The organism is Nocardia sp. CA-107356 (genome assembly GCF_050946365.1).
Classification (GTDB): domain Bacteria; phylum Actinomycetota; class Actinomycetes; order Mycobacteriales; family Mycobacteriaceae; genus Nocardia.
Genome location: NZ_CP191992.1, coordinates 8,448,249 through 8,466,245 on the forward strand (window position 1 = coordinate 8,448,249; position 17,997 = coordinate 8,466,245).

13 protein-coding genes are annotated in these 17,997 nt (G+C 63.7%); 6 read left to right on the forward strand and 7 right to left on the reverse strand.

Translation table 11 applies throughout. The features are described from left to right. Positions 1–13: 13 nt before the first annotated feature. From ACQP1G_RS38140 to ACQP1G_RS38155, 4 genes are read right to left on the reverse strand one after another with little or no spacing between them, the layout of a single operon-like run. On the reverse strand, positions 14–430 hold the full coding sequence (locus ACQP1G_RS38140; protein ID WP_433194531.1) for a hypothetical protein: 417 nt from the start codon (positions 428–430) through the stop codon (positions 14–16). Continuing rightward, positions 427–5,802: a putative T7SS-secreted protein gene (locus ACQP1G_RS38145; RefSeq protein ID WP_433194532.1), complete on the reverse strand. Its 5,376-nt coding sequence runs from the start codon at positions 5,800–5,802 to the stop codon at positions 427–429. Before ACQP1G_RS38145 ends, ACQP1G_RS38140 begins: the two co-directional genes overlap by 4 nt. A gap of 2 nt (positions 5,803–5,804) precedes the next feature. Further along, positions 5,805–6,410, reverse strand: a complete 606-nt coding sequence (locus tag ACQP1G_RS38150) for a hypothetical protein (protein WP_433194533.1) — start codon at positions 6,408–6,410, stop codon at positions 5,805–5,807. Beyond that, entirely contained in the window at positions 6,410–6,769 is a 360-nt protein-coding gene (locus ACQP1G_RS38155) for a hypothetical protein (RefSeq protein WP_433194534.1), read from the reverse strand. Before ACQP1G_RS38155 ends, ACQP1G_RS38150 begins: the two co-directional genes overlap by 1 nt. Before the next feature lie 365 nt (positions 6,770–7,134). On the opposite strand from ACQP1G_RS38155, the gene ACQP1G_RS38160 reads away from it, so the two are divergent. Then, a complete protein-coding gene (locus ACQP1G_RS38160; RefSeq protein ID WP_433209163.1) occupies positions 7,135–7,365 on the forward strand; it encodes a type II toxin-antitoxin system ParD family antitoxin in 231 nt (76 codons plus the stop codon). A 116-nt stretch (positions 7,366–7,481) separates the two neighbouring features. Here ACQP1G_RS38160 and ACQP1G_RS38165 read toward each other — a convergent pair whose 3' ends face one another. After that, a complete protein-coding gene (locus ACQP1G_RS38165; RefSeq protein ID WP_433194535.1) occupies positions 7,482–8,312 on the reverse strand; it encodes a GIY-YIG nuclease family protein in 831 nt (276 codons plus the stop codon). A gap of 349 nt (positions 8,313–8,661) precedes the next feature. Next, complete coding sequence (locus ACQP1G_RS38170) at positions 8,662–8,856, reverse strand: hypothetical protein (protein ID WP_433194536.1); 195 nt, start codon at positions 8,854–8,856, stop codon at positions 8,662–8,664. Positions 8,857–9,456: 600 nt separating this feature from the next. Here ACQP1G_RS38170 and ACQP1G_RS38175 point away from each other — a divergent pair. Genes ACQP1G_RS38175 through ACQP1G_RS38190 form a run of 4 tightly spaced genes read left to right on the forward strand, consistent with a single transcriptional unit; the run spans position 9,457 to position 16,250 of the window. Then, complete coding sequence (locus tag ACQP1G_RS38175; protein ID WP_433194537.1) at positions 9,457–10,944, forward strand: DUF3375 domain-containing protein; 1,488 nt, start codon at positions 9,457–9,459, stop codon at positions 10,942–10,944. Continuing rightward, positions 10,937–11,644, forward strand: a complete 708-nt coding sequence (locus ACQP1G_RS38180) for a DUF4194 domain-containing protein (RefSeq protein ID WP_433194538.1) — start codon at positions 10,937–10,939, stop codon at positions 11,642–11,644. Before ACQP1G_RS38175 ends, ACQP1G_RS38180 begins: the two co-directional genes overlap by 8 nt. Beyond that, a complete protein-coding gene (locus ACQP1G_RS38185; RefSeq protein ID WP_433194539.1) occupies positions 11,641–14,994 on the forward strand; it encodes an ATP-binding protein in 3,354 nt (1,117 codons plus the stop codon). The genes ACQP1G_RS38180 and ACQP1G_RS38185 overlap by 4 nt, the downstream gene beginning before the upstream one ends. Next, positions 14,991–16,250 carry a Wadjet anti-phage system protein JetD domain-containing protein gene (locus ACQP1G_RS38190; RefSeq protein WP_433194540.1) on the forward strand — a complete coding sequence of 420 codons (1,260 nt, stop codon included), beginning with the start codon at positions 14,991–14,993 and terminating at the stop codon, positions 16,248–16,250. The genes ACQP1G_RS38185 and ACQP1G_RS38190 overlap by 4 nt, the downstream gene beginning before the upstream one ends. Positions 16,251–16,491: 241 nt before the next feature. On the opposite strand, the gene ACQP1G_RS38195 is transcribed toward ACQP1G_RS38190, so the two are convergent. After that, complete coding sequence (locus ACQP1G_RS38195) at positions 16,492–16,680, reverse strand: hypothetical protein (protein ID WP_433194541.1); 189 nt, start codon at positions 16,678–16,680, stop codon at positions 16,492–16,494. Positions 16,681–17,027: 347 nt separating this feature from the next. Between ACQP1G_RS38195 and ACQP1G_RS38200 the strand changes: the two genes are divergently transcribed. Further along, positions 17,028–17,990 (forward strand): hypothetical protein, encoded by a 963-nt coding sequence (locus ACQP1G_RS38200; RefSeq protein ID WP_433194542.1) that lies wholly within the window; start codon positions 17,028–17,030, stop codon positions 17,988–17,990. The last annotated feature ends 7 nt before the right edge of the window (positions 17,991–17,997 follow it).

Sequence of the window (17,997 nt, forward strand, 5' to 3'; positions counted from 1 at the left end):
AACCACCTCATCCTTATTCATGGTTACTACCTTGCCATAGACGGGCCAGATATTCGAACAAGTTTTGGAAATCTCGGATGGAAGATTCACAATACTCTGGATCGCTCTGTGCGATGGCGTCTAACAGTTCGCGCCCCTCCAGCCCCGCGAATTCCGGGGTGCCCGAGGCGACTCGGATCGGCTGGATGATCCAGTTGCGACCCGGTTTATCGACGTTCCAGTCGATCTCACCGCGATAGGATCGCACGCTAGATTGGATTACGTCGGGTGTATCGTTGGATTCAGACTTGTAGCGCCAAACTATGAATGGCGGAGTCCTTCGGGGGGTGAAGTCGTCGAAGCCCATATCAATTCGAGCCCATTCGACCTCGCCGAGAATCGCAAGCGTGGAGAGTACGCGTTTGGATGGCCGATCGGCTGCGTTGGTCATCCCGACCACCTCACTCCTGGGTTTAGGTATTTGATCGCTCTCTCGAAGTCGCCTAAAGGAATCGGAGTTACCGATAGCCTTGGATCGTAAACGTAACGACCATCTGTATATACCTCATGAAATACGTACTCCTGGGTTACACGCCCGGTGTTCTCGGGCGTGAGGAGGAGGCTCCCATCTGCTGGTTCGTAACGAATGATGCTCCCAACCCCATCGGCTCTCGAGAGCATGTCCTGCGCGATCTCTGAGCAGTCGTAGCTTTCCGAATATTTCTTGTGCATCAAATCATCGAGCTGAGGGTTCGGCGGGTGAGCCGGATTCGGCTCACGGAACTGGAACGATCCATCCTCATTACGACAGGGCACCAGCCCCAACGGGTCGGTCCACAGCCCCGGATTGCGAGGGTAGCCCATGGGGTTGGGGCCAGGTGCGAGGCCCATAGGATCTGCTGTGAGAAACCGCCCTGTGTGCGGGTCGTAGACGCGGTGCAGGTTGTAATGCAGACCGGTTTCGGCGTCGTGATGCTGACCAGGAAATCGGAGTGGGGTTCCGGCGTGTTCTGGCCAGGTGGTGTTGCCCCATAGATCGGTGTATGCGGTGGCGACGTTGGTCGCGGTGGCGGGATCGATGAGTTCGGTGGGGGTGCCGACGAGGTCGGTGATGATTGCGAAGAACTCGCGATCGACGCGGGTTTGGTCGGTGGTCTGGGTGATCGGGATGTAGGAGTTCGGTTGGTACTGCCACCGTTTCGAGCTGTCGTCGGTGGTCTGTTCGATGAGGTGGGTGCCGTCCCAGGTGTAGTCGGTGCGGTGGAGGATGGCGCCATCGGCGGCGAGGTGTTGTTTGGTGGTGCGGCGACCGAGGGGATCGTAGGTGTAGTGCCACCACTGGTGGTCCGGGGTCCAGACGTCTGTGAGTTGGTCGAAGGCGTTGTAGCGGTACCGCCAGATGTCAGGTTTGCGGGACAGGCGTGTGGTGGTTTTGCGAATCAGGCGGCCGGACTCGTCGTACTGGTAGCGGGTGCGACCGTCTCGGATGAGGAGGTTGTTGTGGTATTCGCGGTGATCGTTGGTCTCCGGTGTGGGATGTGAACCGTGAGTGGTAGCCGATGTTGTTGGCGCGGTAGCGAGAGCAACGGCGCCTTCGCCGGAGGCCTGCGCGGGCAGGGTGCTGGTGATGTTGCTGAGAGGGTCATACGTGTATTGCTCAGTGAGGGCGCCGTTGCGGGTGATGGTGGTAACGCGACCTGCGGGATCGAGGGTGTATTCGCGATGCACCCGATCGGTGTCGGGGTGGGTGAGGATGTGGCTGGTGGGGTATCCGTCTGGGCGGTAGGTGTATTCGTCGTACCGGAGCCGGTGTGGGCTCGGGCGGGTAGACGGGCCGAGGTCGAGTGAGCTGCCGGGGTAGGCAGTGACGTCTTGGTGGGTGAGGTGCCCTACTGCGGTGAGGTTGCGGGTGACCGCGATTTCACCTATGCGCCAACAGGTTAGACGACCGAGTGGGTCGTGGGTGAACTGGACGTGGTTGCCGTCGACTGTCATTGCGCGAGTACGGCCGGTGAAGTCGTAGTGCCAGTCGGTGGTCGCGTCGGAGGGGGTGATGCGGCGGGTGCGGCGGCTGAGTTGGTCGTAGTCGTGCCGCATCGGGGATTGATGATCGAGCGTTTGGGTGGCTATGTGGCCTGTTGGGGTGTAGCCGAATTCGAGGGCGTGGATGGAGTCCCCTCCGCTGCCGGATACAGCGGTGAGGATGCGCCCGACGGGGTCGTGGGTGTAGCGGAGCCATTCGCCGGTGTCGGCTGTGATTTCGGTAAGACGCCCGAGGATGTCGCGGGTGTAATGGCGGGTGACGCCGGTGGCGGGAGTGATCGTGGCGACGCGGCCGGCGCGGTCGTGGGTGTAGTGGGTGGTGGCACCGGTGTAGTCGGTTTCGGCGATCAGGCGGCCCGCGAGGTCGTGCTCGTAGGTCCAGGTGTGGCCCAGGGGGTTGGTGACCGTGGTGAGGCGGCGTTCGGCGTCCCAGGTGTAGCGGGTGGTCGACCCGTCGGGCTCGGTGCGGGAGGTCAGCAGGTCGAAGGCACCGTAGGTGAAGCGGGTGAGGTTGGCTGCGCGGTCTGTGTGTGTCAGCAGGTTGCGTTCACCGTCGTAGGTCCACGATTCGGTGTGACCGTCGGGGTCGGTGCGCTGCAGCAGTTTTCCATCGGGAGCCCACGCATAGCAGGTGTGGCCGCCGAAGGAGTCGATGACTCTGATCGGTCTGCCGAAGTGGTCGCGTTCTATGCGGGTGATCGCGCCGTTCGGGTCGGTTGTCTGGATGGGAAGACCGGCCGGATCTACCTCGATGGTGGTGCGGGCGCCGTCGGCGTTGGTGATCTGGGCGATAGCGCCATTGGGGTGGTAGCGGTATTCGGTGCGGGTGCCCGCCGGGTCGACAATGGCGGCGAGGTTGCCGGTCTTGTCCCATTCCTGTTGTCGCGCACTGCCGTCTGCCTCGATGACTCGGGTGGGGCGGTTGCGCCACAGGTACTCGATCTCGACGGTGTGGCCGTCAGGGCGGGTGATTTCGGCGACGTCACCCTCGGCGGTGTACTTGTAGCGGGTGATGCCACCGTCGGGAGCAACGACTTTCAGCGGGTTGCGGTCGGCGTTGTAGTCGACATGGGTACGACCACCTGCCGGGTCGACAAGGTCACGGAGGCGACGGTCCCGGTCGAAGCCGTGGCTGGTGACCGCACCGAAGGAGTCGGTGACGGTGGTGAGGCTGCCGGCGCCGTCGGGGAATTCGAGATAGTCGAAGTCGCAGTTCATCACACCGGCGGTGCCGCGCTGGTAGATGACGCGACCGGACTCATCGTAGGCGTTGACCATCTGATTGCCGTTTGAATCGGTCCACGAGGTCAACCGGTGTTCAGTGTCGTAGCTGTAACGGGTGGTGGCGCCGACGGCGTTGGTGACCATCGCGAGTTCACCGAACTCGTAGTCGAATTCCAGTACCCGCGTAACGGTTTCAACACCGTTGTCGCCGGAACTGCTGACCGACAGTCCGGTCACCCGGCCCGCCGCGGTGTCGATGAGGACTCGATATCCGCCGGAATGCGAGACCTCGACCGGTGTGCCGTCGCTGTTGTAGTGGAAGCGGATTCGGTTACGGTGCCGGTCGGTAATCGCCGAGATCGCGTAGTTCCCCAGCCGGGATTCAAGGTCGCCGAGTACCGGTTCTGGAGCGAAATGCCAGATCAGTTCACGACCTTGATCCCAGAGCCGATAGCCGCCGGTGTCGGTGCGAGTCAACGTCCACCGCTGCCCACCAGTGATCGGCTCCACCGCCACACCAGCCGCGGCGTGCGGATAGACCAGCATGATCCCGTCCTGCCCGAGGAAGGTCACACCTTCGTGCTCGACCACCAAACGGATGTCGAGGGTCGCTGACCAGGAAGGACCGAACCAGCGGCCATACCGGTAGCTCGAGCGGTGAGTGCGCTCCAACACCAGCGACAGAACTCCAGGCAGGTCGAGATCGGTTTCCGGAAGCAGGAATTCGCCACTGGCGACATCGACGGGATCTCGGTCGCAGGTTTTCTCGTTCGGGGTCTGGTTGCTGTCCGCGCCGTTTTCGCGCGCCGTGTCACCGGCACCCTGGTCGGCCTCGGCGCGACCCTGCGGCGTGTTGTCCACCGGTTGGTCGTGGTGAGACTGTTGATGATCCGGGCTCGGGCTGCCGTGACCGCCCGGGGTAGTGCCGTCCCCTCCATGTCCGTCCGTGGAGGTCGGGTTCGGGTCATGGGTCTGCTGTGGAGGGTCACCGCCGTGCTCGGTTGTGGTGGGCGAATCAGTGTTGTGAGGAGCCGGATTCGTGTCCGGATGCGGTGCCGCCGATGGTGACTCCGGCTGTGTGTGGTTGGGAGCCGAGTTCTCCGGTCGGGGTGCGTCGGGTTCTGCAGTGTGCGAGGGGGTTTGGGACGTGGTGTCGCCGGGATGGGGGTCGGTGGTTCCCGGCTGGGTTGGGGATTCGGTCGCCGTGTTGGGGTGGGTGCCCGGCTCGGTCGTACTCGGGTGGGTGCCCGTCGGCGTTCCCGGCTCGTGCTCGGTCGAGGTCGGCGACGATGCCTCGCTTGTTGGGTGGGTGCCCGTCGGTGCGCCCGGCTCATGCGGTGTCGACGAAGGAGCATGAGATGTGGGAGCGCTCGGCGTGTGGGCGCCGGCCGATGGGTGTGGAGCGTGTTCTGCCGCGCTGGCCACAGTGTGGGTGGCTTTGGTGACTTTGGAGACGTCGCCGACCTTGTCCAGAGCCGACAGTGCGGGTTTGTCCGCGCCCGCACCGCCGGTGCCGACGGTGGTGATCAGGTCTCCGGTGAGCGAGCCCAGGAACTCCGAGGGGTTCTTGCGGGCACCGGACAGGATCGCCGACGTCATCGCCCCGGGATCAGCGGCGGCCACCACCAGTCCGGTGCCCAGATCCGACATGCTCGAGAAGTATTCGGCCGGATGAGTGAGGTTGTAGGCGTCGAGTGGGCTGACCTGACGCACGAACTGCACGATCCCGGAGAAACTGGTCAACAACCCGGAGGTGAAGTTCAGTTTCGCTTGATCCAATGCCCCCGACAGGTCCGAGACGTTGTCGGTCCAGCGTTCGGTGAACGGCGACTCGGTCGGCGCGGACTCGGTCGCGGCCACCAATGCTGCCGCGGCTGAGGCTGCGGCATTGTCGCGTTGGGCGCGGGCACCGCGCAAGATCTCACGGGCCTCATTGCGTATCGACGTCCACGTATCCACCAGAGGCGTTTTGCGTTTCTGCTCATCGGACAGCGCGTTCCACTGGGTTTTCTTACTGTTTTCCTCGACCTCGGCAGCATCCCACCGTGCAATCGCGTCCGCGGCCTTGGTTTGAGCGGCGGTCACCTCGTAATACCAACTGTTGAGCACGCCCGACGCCTTGTGCATCGCGTCCGAGCCTTCCCACCACAGCTTGGGTTGTTTGGCGAACTCGGTGTGGAACTCCTCGGCCGCGGTCCCGGTCCAGTCCGCGGTGTTCACCGTGCGCAGCGCGTCGCCGGTCTGCCCGATCGAATCCCCCATCTTCTGCAATGCTTCGGCGGCATCGTGGATCGCCGAGGGGTCACCGCGGATCAGTTCTTTCGGATCCTTGGTTTGTCCGAGTTCACGCTCGTGAATTTCACCGCCGGCCAGGTCGGCGATCTTGTCGCCGAGATCGTCCAACCCTTCGGCGACCCCATCCGCGCCAAGGTTGCGGGCCAGCGTGGCGGCAGCGTCCAAACCGGAATCGGCGAGCTCGCCCGCCTTCTGGGTGACCGATTCGACACCGTGCTCGATCGCGTCACCAACCGAGGTGACGAAATCCCCGATCCCCAAAGCTATTGCCCCCCTTGCCCGTTACGAATCTCCGCCGCTCGCTCCGCGGCACCGGTATTCCAATGCTGCGGGATCCCCGGTATCGGGCCGTTGTTGCCCAACGCGTCCGGGCCCACCGCCTGAATGACCTCGATGTTGGTGCCGATCTGGTTGAACGCGTTCTGGAACGACTCGGCGCTGTAGTCGCGGTTGCGGATCTGGTTGTACTGGTTATCGGCCAGAGTCTCGCCCCACGACCGTTTGTCGATCTCCTCATTCGACAGATGCGGGTTCCCGATCAGATGGGCGGTGATCTCCTTGAACGTGTCAGAGAACTTCTCATCCATGATGTGATAGCGGCCCGCCGCCAACCCCAACGTTTGCGCGATAGCGTTACCCGCCTGCACCAACGACCGCACACCCCACGACCACCGCTCGGTGAACGTCTCAAACGCATTCTGCACCAAGGACTTACCCGCCTGCATCGGCGACAACGTCAACAGCGAAAACCCTCGCCCCATCGCCCCCGTCTCACCGACACCGAGATCGGACAGTTCACCGATGACACCGGTGATCCCGTCTGCCGCCTGCTGCAACACTGCGGGATCGACATTCAGTTGCTCACCCATCAGCGGTTCCCATCACCAGCGAGGGAGGTCTCGGAAGCGTTCGGCGGGAACGCCATTGGTGCTGTGCCCGCCATATCGACAGCGACTCCGGTCGGCTCGGCCCGGCTTGCCGCATACTCAGCGAGGCGACCCCCGCGCAGCGTGTGATAGCGGTACTCCTGGTCCGAATCGACACCGCGAGCACTCATATAGCGGGCGTAGGACTCGACGCTGGTGAACGCACAGATCCAGTCGACGCCGCCGACCCGGGAAGTAAACACCCGGTCCTCATCGATCAACGGCACCACCAGCAGCGCGTCACGCGGCTCCAGATAGTCGAGCTTCGGAATCCCTGGACCCAGAATGAGGTACACGCCCATGCCTCACCCCGGATGGCGAACGACCGGTAAGCCACGATGACCCGACCGGGCAGATAGCCTCGAACCGGACGTGACGGCAGCATTCACGATCTTGACCGTGCGAGCGAACCCGACCGACCGGCTATGTGTCGAGGGAAGGGTGACGATCGGGACAGAAACGATCCACAGCGACAAACGAATTCGCCTGTGCATGCTCCGCCATCGGCAAAGACGAACATCATCCGACTGCGTGGTGCATCACGGCAACGCCGCGACCGCCGGCCCGGTCGGTCCAACCGGATCCGACCGCGGACGTCTGACTGGCATCGCCGGAAGAGTGAAATGCGAACCGCTGGAAGCATGTTCAACGTTGTCGACCATATCCAATCCGAATTTCCGTCAGTGATCACTACCTCGGGTTCATCGAGACCGAGGTCAGCTCGGGCCGCTACGGGTCGGCCAGCGATGTTGTGCGCTCCGCCCTACGGCTACTCGAGGACCGCGAGACCAACCTCCGCGGGGTGCGGGAAGCCCTCATCGAGGCCGAGCACGCCGGGCCCGGCGTGCCGTTCGATGGGGAGGAATTCCTCGCCCGCAAGCGGGCGGAGTATCGCTGAAGTTCGTCGACGTCACCCGCACCTCCAACGGATCAACGCATGTGCGTCAATCTCAGTTTTAGTTCGCTGTCCGCTTGCTGGAGATCGACTCTTGTGCTTTACAGCACGGCAGCGTCCTACGGGGTGGATGCTGACGGTGCGCTGACCCCCGAAGTTCGGTCGTCGGTCAGGGCTCGCATCCGAGCCAACCGGACTCGCCACCGGTTGTTCGATTCCTCCGGCCAGTCTGGCTTGCTGGTGTAGATGTTCGGCTGATGCTTAGCGACATCCACAGGTTCCCACTCGGGCAAACACCACATGTTGTGCAGGGGGCTGGCATGCGCACGACACCGTTGCCGAAGCCAACGATCGAGCTCAAGAGCGTCAAGTTGCAAGCGGGCGCTGATGATCCAACCTCCCTCGAACTCGATCGCCTCGATCTCGGGCGGTGATATGTACTTTTGGCCAGGCCTGTATTCGTATCCTCCAATCGTGTCGGGGCACCTGCTGTTGCCCGCGTCGTTGACGGCTGTGCATGCCGCGAACCCGGCATGTAGCCCTGGGATGTTTTGGTCGGATTCACCTGGAAATGACTTTGTCTCCACACCGCCTGGGGCGAGGTACGCGATCCAGAGACCATTGAGATTGATGATTGTCGGAAACCGCCGTTTCCGAACCCGACCGTCAACGGCGCCACTCTCCCAGAGTTCGGCCGTCGCTGCGGAAATGGCGGTAACGGCATCGATGTCGCCGAACTCGAACCACTCACCTTCCCGGCGGTAGCGCTGAAACCGTTCATGCAGGGCACGCTCAAGCGCCGCACCGCCGCCATGTCTCCACAGCACACGCATGCGGAAGGGAAATCCTGTCTTGAACTCGGCAAGGCGGTGTTCGGGCGACCTCGAGTGCCCGATCTTGACTCGCGGGCATTCGTCGCCGCCAATCAAGTACACATAATCTGCCTGCATCGCCTACCACCTGCCGGTACCGTTCCGATCGGATTCGGCAGTGATGATACTGAGCCACACCGACACGCTCCCGTCGTCGCAGCGTGGACCCGGCTTCGAAACCACCACGGCCACCGGCGGACTCGGCGCCCTCCTGGGGTCGTTCGGCCGAGCACCTGGGTGAGGACGTCCGAACTGCACACGGTGTACGGGGGGAATCGGCTCAGCGCCACCATGAGCGGGCATACCCCGAACGCCTTCCTGATCAGAATCGAGGCCGGGACGCCGGGCACCGCCCGAGCCTGGCCAACCTCGTCCACCAGTTCAATCCCGATATCGCGCCTGTCGGTGACAGCCGATCCTGCCGCCTCTAGCGCGCCCAGGTTTCGTACCTGAACCCGGTGCGCGCCCGGACTCGCCGGGTGTCTACCGTGACGTGCCGCGCCCAGGCGCCGACGATCACGGCGAGCCGTACGACAAGCGCCTGTTCCACTGACCAGAGCAGGCAGCTATCCTGCACATTCGTCGACCCGATTCCGATGAGCGTCGACCACACGATCGTCATCTCGTCGATGGTCGTCCACGCGTGCCGCCATACCCGGGTCACCTCGACCGGTCAGCGAGCAGAATGCGTCAGTCGCGCATCGCGGTGAGCCGCCGCAACGCGGCCACCTCGATCGCCCGTCGCGCTCGGCTTGTCGTCCGCGACCTGCCTTCACTCGCTGCTCGTATCCGGTGTTCATCCGGCGTCGCGCGCGGCTTCGCGTGGCGAGAAGTTCTGTCGAAGTCAACCACGACACGATCCGCTGCGCCATCAGCGAAAGACCGTTGCTGGCTTCACCGGCCGCCCGGTGGCCTGCGCGATCGAGATAGCGACACGGCCGTTGCCCATGAGGAAGCTCCATCAGCGGCCCGTCGGTCCCAGATGCCAGCCCCGTGTAGAAGCCGATATCGGCTCTCCCGTCCGAAGTTCACTCGTACCGATCCGCGAACACTTTGGACCAGTTCATGATTCATAGCCTGCCTTCCAGACCTGCGCAACGCCAACCGTTTTCGCCTTCAACAGCCCGTCCCGCGGTCCGCAGTATCAGCTGCGGGTGCACTCGCTACTCAGAGGGTTGTCTTTCACGCTTGTGTGTCGGTCGGTCGACGTACTCTGGCGACGATGAGTGTTCGAAGCGTAGAGGGTGCGTATCAGGGGGCTCTTCGGGCGTTCAAAACCCCGATGCTCGATTTGCTCCATCAAACGTATGCACCGTTTGTCGTGACCATGCTGGCGACAGTGTTCACCGCCGAGCGGCCCGCAGTGACAGTGGCGGACGCGCACGCGGAGATCAGCGATGCGTTGAACCAGTTGCGGGCAATGGGATACGGCGAGGAGAACCAGCTACCGTTGCCCGTCGGGAGCGCCCGGGATCTGTGCCGTCAGTGGGTGAACGCTGGGTGGCTCGTACGTCAGGTGCTGGACAACGAGGGCGAGGTCTATCGGTTGTCCGCGCATGGCGTGGGCGCGTTGGAAGTCGCGGGCCGAGTCGCGGGTTCCCGCACACGAGTATCGGAGTCGCGGGTCCGGACGCTGTTGGAAGCAGTAGAGCGGCTGGCGCAGGACGCTGACCCGGATGTGATGGCACGGATTGCCCGTCTGGAGGCGGAGATCCGGGAACGGCAGCAGGAGCTGTGGCGGCTCGAGGCTGGCGGCGCCGTCGAGTCCGTCGACGACGAGCGGCTGGTGGAGGAGGCGGAGAACGTGCTGCATTTGGCGCGGGAGCTGCCGGCGGATTTCGCCCGGGTGGCAGAGTCGATCAAGGCCATGCAGCGGCATGTAGTTGCCGATCTGCGGCAGGACGTCCGGCCGACCGGCGAGGTGCTGCGGGAATACCTGGAACACGGGCAGCAGATCATGGACGCAACGCCGGAAGGACGGGCCTTCGCCGGGGCGTTGGGGTTGATCGGCGATCCGGAGCGAATCGATGATTTGTCGAGCCGGTTGCGCACGGTGCTGCGGCATCGGTTCACCGCGCAGTTGACCGAACCGCAGCGGCGGGAGTTCACCGAGATCGCGCGCCGGATCGAGCGAGGCGTCAAAGAGGTGCTGACCGCGCAGCGGCAGGCGTCGCATGTGATCACGACTCAGGTCCGCAACCATGACCCGATGCGGGACCGTCAGGTAGACGAGCTGCTCCGTGAAGTGATGACTGGCTTTCACCGATGGATGCCCGGTTCCCGGCGCGGGGAGCCGATCGAGCCACTGCGTCGCCTACCGACCGCCAGCGTCGAGCATCTGCGTCAATCGCTGAGTGATCCCCGCCCGCTTCAGCCGCCCGTGCCGTTGGCCGAGTGGAGCTACGATATGATGCCGGACACCGATACCCGGGCATGGGGCGGCCCGAATTATGCGGCGCTGGATGAGCATCTAGCACGGTTCGCCGCCGAAGCGGACACCGTCGAGATCGCGGTCGCCTTTGGTGTGGCACCCGAGGAGATCCGCCGCCCGGTCGATTTGCTCGGTCTGCTCGAGCTCGCGCATCGCGCGGGTATGACCGAAACTGGGGAGATTGTCACCGTCGAGGCGGTCCGGCCGGATCGGACTCGGCGGCGATTCGCGTTCGGCGGTGTAGTCGTGACGACGAAGGAGGGGGCGGCGGATGAGTGAGACTGATTTCTGTGACAACGCGTGGTCTGAGGGTGAGGATGCAGGGTTCATCGATCCGGTCTCGATGGAGGAGGACCCGACCGAGCTGTTCGCCGGCGACACGGGCACGCTGGACGCGGAGGTGCGGCGGGTGCTTGTGCGGCTGTTGCAGCGCCGGTTCCTTTTGGCCGATAAGAACTCGGCGCAGTGGCGGACCCTGCTCGAGAACCAGCAACTCATAGAGTCCCGGTTGCATGACATGTTCGTCCGGCTCGTGATCGATCACGAGCGCGGCATCGCCCACAAGCAGCAGGTGCGGTCGGCGGAACTCGATGTGCCGATCCTTTTGAAGGACGATCCCTACAACCGTGCCGAGACGCTGGTACTGGTGCATCTACGCACGGTGTTCCAGCAGGAACGGGTCGCGGGTGAGATGTCGGCGCGGGTCGATATCGAAGAACTCGAGCAGACGGTGCTGACCTACTTCGACCCTGATGGCACCAATATGGCGGACAGGCAGAAAGAGATCCGTGGCGCAGTGACGCGGTTGGCCAGGGAAGGATTGATGGACGAGGAAACCGCGGGTCGATACCGGATCACGCCGCTGGTGGAGGTCGTGATGAGTACGGAGAAACTCAGCGAGCTGAGCCGATGGTTGCGTGAACGCAACGACGGCACGGGCCACGTGGTCGACGACACCATGGGGGATATCGCGTCATGAATATGATCGACACGCTGTTTGGGCTGATCCCCGAGGCGTCTCGCGGTCAGCAGTGGGTGGCGCAGGATCTGCAGTTGGTCAACTGGGGCGGGTACGACGGGCACCATCGTGTGCGGTTCGCGCCCGGCGCGACCCTGCTGTGCGGTGAGTCTGGATCGGGCAAGTCGACTCTGATGGACTCCTATATCGCGTTGATCATGCCCCACACGATGCCGTTCAACGGGGCCTCCAACGGTGGTGTCGTCGGTCGGCCGCGCGGCAAGGATCAGCGCAACATCCTGTCGTATGCACGGGGAAAGCTCGACGAATCCCGAACCGCAGGTGAGACGAAGGCCCAGGTTCTGCGTGGCGACGGCCGGGACACCTGGTCAGCGATCGCGATGACATGGGCCGACCGTTCCGGTGCGAGATTCACTGCCGTCCGGGCATGGTACGTGCCGTCGTCGGCGCGTTCTCTCGAGGACCTCGCCAAGGTGCGAGCCACCTGCGACGTACCGTTCGACCTGCGCGAGCTGGCGGGACCGGCGAGCAAGCGGCTCGCCGAACCTGCGGTGAAAGCGCTCGGGCTGACGTGTTACCCCACCGACCTGGAGTACACAGCGCGGTTGCACACCGCGCTCGGGATCGGCGCCGCCGGAGACGGGAACAAAGCGGTCGCGCTGCTGGGCCGGATTCAGGCCGGACAGCAGATCACCACGGTCGACGCGTTGTACAAGACGATGGTTCTCGAGGAACCGTCTACCCTTTCCACGGCCGACGAGGTGGTCAAGCAGTTCGACGAACTGTCCAGCACGCGCAAACAGATGACCACCGCGCGCCAGCAGGTCAGGGCACTGACTCCGATCCGGGAGCATCGCAGCACCATCCACGACGAAACCGAGCGGCTGCACATGATCGAGGCCATCGGATCGTTCACCGACTCCTCGTCCCCAGCGTGGTTGTGGCGGCACGAACGACGAGTCGAATTGCTGGACGCTACCGCGGAAAACCTGCAGCGACGCCGCGAGCAGGCCAAGGCAGCAGTCGATGCGCAGTCGGCCCTGGCCGAGTCGGCCAAATCCGAACGGGACGGAGTAGCAGAGACTCTGCGCGCTTCCGGTGGCGACCGATTGGACAGGGCCCGTAGAGAGCTTCGTGAGGTCGATAAGCACCTCGACGAGGTCAGGCGGGTGCGCACGCGACTGGACAAGGCGTTGAATGTCCTCGACGTCGAGGTATCCGGCGAAGAGGACTTCGCTGCTTTGGTCGTACAGGCACGCCGGCTGCTCGATGACAAGAAATCCAGGGAAACCACGCAGAACCACTTCGCCGCGGCGAAGGCACACCAGACGACCGTAACGCGAGAGCTGGCGGAGTTGCATGCCGAGCGCAAGGCTGTCGCGGCTCGCCGGGGCAATATCCCCACAGAGTTGCATCGAGCGCGCGCGGCGCTTGCGGAGGCCGCTGGTCTTACGCCGGATGATCTTCCGTTTGTCGGTGAATTGATCGAGGTTCGTACGGGATTCGAGCCGTGGCGCGAAGCGTTCAACCTCGCTCTGGGCGGGTTCGCCACCAAGATGCTGATCGACATCGCACACCTGAATACTTTCCGCGAAAAGATCAACACCGTGTGCACCGTGCGGCGCATCCAGTTCGAGGGCGTACGGACCGGATTGCGGGACGAGATCGGGCTTGACGATCGCACGCTGCCGGGCCGCCTCGACTACCGTCCCTCACCGTTCACGGCGTGGCTCAAAAGCGAACTCGTCATCCGGTTCGACTATGTCTGCGTCGAGACTCCTCGCCTGCTGCCACAGCATCTCAAGGCACTCACGATCACCGGTCAGATCTCCGACGGTGTGCGCGGCGCGCACGGCGGTCAGGGAAGGGCCAACGTCCTCGGCTTCACCAACGACCGATTGCTCGCGCATCTCGACGAACAGATCCGCGACGCCGAGGAACGCCAGACCGACGCCGACAGGCTACTGAAACAGGCGCAGGACGCCCTCGACTCGTTCGAGGACCGCCGCGGCGCCTACCGCACCCTGACCGAGCTGTCGTGGGATCAGGTAGACGTCGACTCGGTCTCGGCCGAACGAGACCGATGGACACAGATCATCGACGAAGTTCACTCCGACAACCCCGAAATCGACCGACTGCAGAAGAAATTGGCTGCGCTGGAGGTCAAGGTGAACGACCTCGCCGAGAAGGCCATCCGGGCCAAGGTCGAGAAAGAAGACCTCGACGAAGCCTGGAAAACAACCGCAGGCGAGGCGGTCGACGCCCAGCAAGAACTCGACGCCACCCGCCAGTCCGGTCGCGAGGTCACTGCCGAGTACCGTGACTATCTCACCGCATTGTTCGATACAGGGGGGACTGGCGATATCCCGGCCAGCGAGGCCATCACACAATTCGATGCGACCACCGACCGTGTGGCCGACCGGCTCAGAGCCGATCGGCAGACTGCTGCGAGTGCGATAGCCAGGGCCAGAACAGCACTGTCGGAAACGTTTTCGACATTCGTCGAACGTTGGCCGAATCCGAACCTCGGCACCGACCCCGATGCCTCCTACGACGATTTCGAACGCCTGCTCACCGACCTGGAGACCAGTCGGCTGCACGAGCTGGAAAACCAATGGCGCGACAGCCTGCTGAAACTGTCCGGCAACGACCTCACCAGCCTCGACAGCGAACTCGCCTCGGCTATCCGGGAGATCCGCGACCGGATCGAACCGGTCAACCGCATCCTCGCCGACCTGCCGTTCTCCGACGACGACCATCGACTGCAGATCGACCCGCAGGAAAGCCACTCGGCAGTACGCGCACGCTTCCGCAAGGAGCTGCGTGACGTTCGCCGCCTGATCGACCAGGCCGACACCGATACAGCCCGGGAGCGTGCCTACGGTCGGATGGCCAAGGTGATCGACCGCATCCGCCGCACGGCCCCGGACTTCGCCGACCTGATCGATGTGCGCAACCACATCCGCATCAGCGCCGAAAAGCGCAACGCCGCAAACGAACACGTCGCCCTCTACGACCACATCGGAGAGAAATCCGGCGGCGAGTCCCAGGAACTCGTTGCCTTCATCGTCGGCTCGGCGTTGCGCTATCAGCTGGGCGACGCGGGCGCCGAACGTCCCCGCTACGCTCCGGTCTTTCTCGACGAAGCGCTTATCAAGGCTGACGCCCGCTACACCGGTCGCGCCATTGGCGCCTGGCGTGGCCTCGGATTCCAGCTCATCGTCGGCGCCCCCAACGACAAGAACAGCGCCATCGAACCGCATGTCGAGGCCGAATATCTGGTGCTCAAAGACACCCAGAGCCGCTCCTGGGCCAAACCCATAATCGGCGTGCCCGAGGACGACGAGTGACCTCCAGCCTTGTGACAGTGGAAGAGGCCGTCGAAGCGATCCGCCGCAAGATCGACCAGAAATGGGCCGAAGCAGTCTGCGCGGAGCGCGGCGGCGAAGCACCCGTGACCTATTCCGTGCCGCTTCGCCCCGGACTATCGACCGGGAAAAGTGTTGGGCAGATCGGGTACGACCTCTGGCACGAATGGCATACGGCGTGGCGCGCGTTCGATACACAATTCATCAGCGGTGCCGTCGGACTCGAGATCATCCGCAAACCGGTGACAATCCGCGGTGTGACTGACGAGTTCCCGGCGACGCTCATAGCCGAGACCGCAACCGCCGCCATCGAACTCGTGCACCAAGCCCAGGGCAGGCTCCCAGCCGTCGACATCGATCACGCCCGCAGACTCGCCACGTCCCTCGCCGCGGTCGGCGCAACTCTCACCCCAGCCACCTTGAAGGCCACCTACCGGCTCGCCGAGCCCGACACCTCTGTCTTATTCGCAGCTGTGTCCTGGTTACGCGACCACCCTGACGTGAGTGCCTGGACTGCCCGCCAACTGCCGGTTCCCGGCATGCACTCGAAGTGGCTCGAAACCCACGGCGCGCTCCTGGCAATGGTGACCGGCCGCGACGTGCGCTCCGAAGTCAGGCCACGGCTGGCTGTCGTTCACCTGACCTACGTTGACCCCGACTACACCGCCTCGGGCAGGCGCAGGCACGACTCCTGGACCACCGGTGATGTCCACGACCTCGCCTACGAACCGCGGGTCGTCCTCATCGTCGAAAACCGTGACTGTCGCCTCTGGTTCCCACCTGCCGGCGATTCGATCATCGTCGAAGGAAGCGGCAAAGCCGCCGGGTCCCTGCTTGCTGGTATCGCCTGGATCCGCGCGGCCGAACATATCTTCTACTGGGGCGATATCGACGCCGACGGCTACACGATCCTCGACCGGCTCCGCGCCGCGATGGCCGCACCTGCCCCCGATGGCATGCCCGCCAAGACCGTCCACTCCATCCTTATGGACGCCACCGACCTGCACCGCTACGCACATCATGGTGTGAACCACGACAAGGCCGGTCGGCCAATCAAACCGTCCTCGACGCGGCTCACCAACCTCACCCAGGCCGAAGCAGCCGCCTACGACGCCGTCGCCACGGCAGGACCCGCACCGTTCCGGCGAATCGAGCAGGAAGCCATCCCACTCCATGACGCCGCAGGACGGCTTGAGTCATTGATCGATACCCTCGCGACAACGACGTTGTCTCCTTGACCGATTACACCCAGATCGCTGAGCTATATCGATCTACCGGCGCGTAGGAATGCAACAGCGCCGCGCCCTCGGTCATCGACCGGTGAATACCGGAAACTCGCCGAAGGGTCCGACGCGAGGCGCGAGTTTCAAACATCAGCAGCGCCGGACATTGCAGCAGAGCGGTTTGCGATCGGGGATGCAGCCAGAGCGGTGTCTGTCATGGTGTCGGGGCGGAGGCTCGAGGCGCACTTGGGATGTATCACCACAATGTCCCCTGACCGCGCGATGCGGCGGAGTTGCGGGCGCTGCGTCGGGCGGGTTTGGCCAGGGTCAATTCGGCGGGCGAGAAGGCCAGCGTGTCCTTCGATCCGGTGGGTTGTACTCGGAGGAAATCGGCCTCGCCGGGGTTGCCGACCGCGACTACCCTGCCCGAGCGCCCTTCCCGCATGCCGACCGCCTGCGCGGTGAACCAAACTCTTGGTGCCCGACCTTCCGCGATATCCGCCGTTATCTGCTGAATATCACTGTCGGACAAGGGCTGCGGGCCGGTTCGAGCGGATAACATTGCGCACTCCGTGGATCGACAGCGTCTTCGCATCAGCATGCCGGACGACACCGACAAACCCCATGCCCATGCCCATGCGCGCCGCCGTCAGAACGATCTACCCGGCGCCATCTGCAGAACTCTCGAGCGGATCGCCCGAGTTGGGTGGGCCAGTGCACGGGAGGATGCGCGTTCATGCAGCACACGCAGGATAGGCGCGAGCCGGACGGGTTGCATCCAAAGTCCGATGCATGAGGGCGACGACCAATCTCGGCAACATCGTGAGGATCCAACTACCCAATATTCGCTTATATGTTCGATTTTCCAGGTTGCCGGTCGCAATCCGAGCCGGAACTCTTGGGCGTCTTTGTCGGAGAATGTTGGAATATGCGGCACAGGTGGTAGTGTGCGGTGCCGTGACCAATTCCCTGGAGGAGCTCGACCGGCGGATCGAGATCTTGCGCGACGAGGTGCGCCGGGCATTGATGGCCGGCGACACGGTGCGAGCAAATCAGGTTCGGGTGGAGCTTCGCCGGGTGGAGCGGGCATGGCACGACGCGATCGATGCCGTTGCCGCACCTGACGACGCCGCGAAGGCTGCGGGCCCTCTCGGGTCCATTCTGTCGGTGCGGGACCAGGTCCATCAGGCGTTGACCCTGCTGGGTGTACCTTCAGCACCGAAAATGGTTGTGGCTGTACAGGATGTGTTCTTCGCCGGGGAACTGTCCAGCGAGAAGGTCAGGCATCTACGGCGCGATGAGGAGCGCTCGTTCCGGTCGTCTCCGCATGCGCGGCCCTACTATTTGTGTAGCGCGCTTACGGCAGATCGGCTCATCGCTGCCCGTGGACTGCTGGCGGTGTCGACGTGGCCGATCAGCCGCCGTATCGTCGGCCCGCTGAGTGGGCGCGTCGACTTCCTCACTGGCGCAATCCATGTGGCCGAGCAAGTCGGTCGTATGAGCGAGCCGACACTGCCAGCCAAGCGGCTGCTAAGGCGGTTCGCCACCAGTATCCCCAGTGCCGGTGACTCATTCGATGCTCTCGACCCGGCGACGGTGGCCGAGGCGGCACGGACCGAGCTCGCGGTCCATCAAGACGACGATCAGGTGCAGCGGGACGTGGCAGCCGAGCGTGCCACATCGCAGCTCGACGAACGACAACAACTATTCGGCTCGACACTCACGGTGGTCTCCCAGTCCACAACCGAGCGCTGATCGGGTC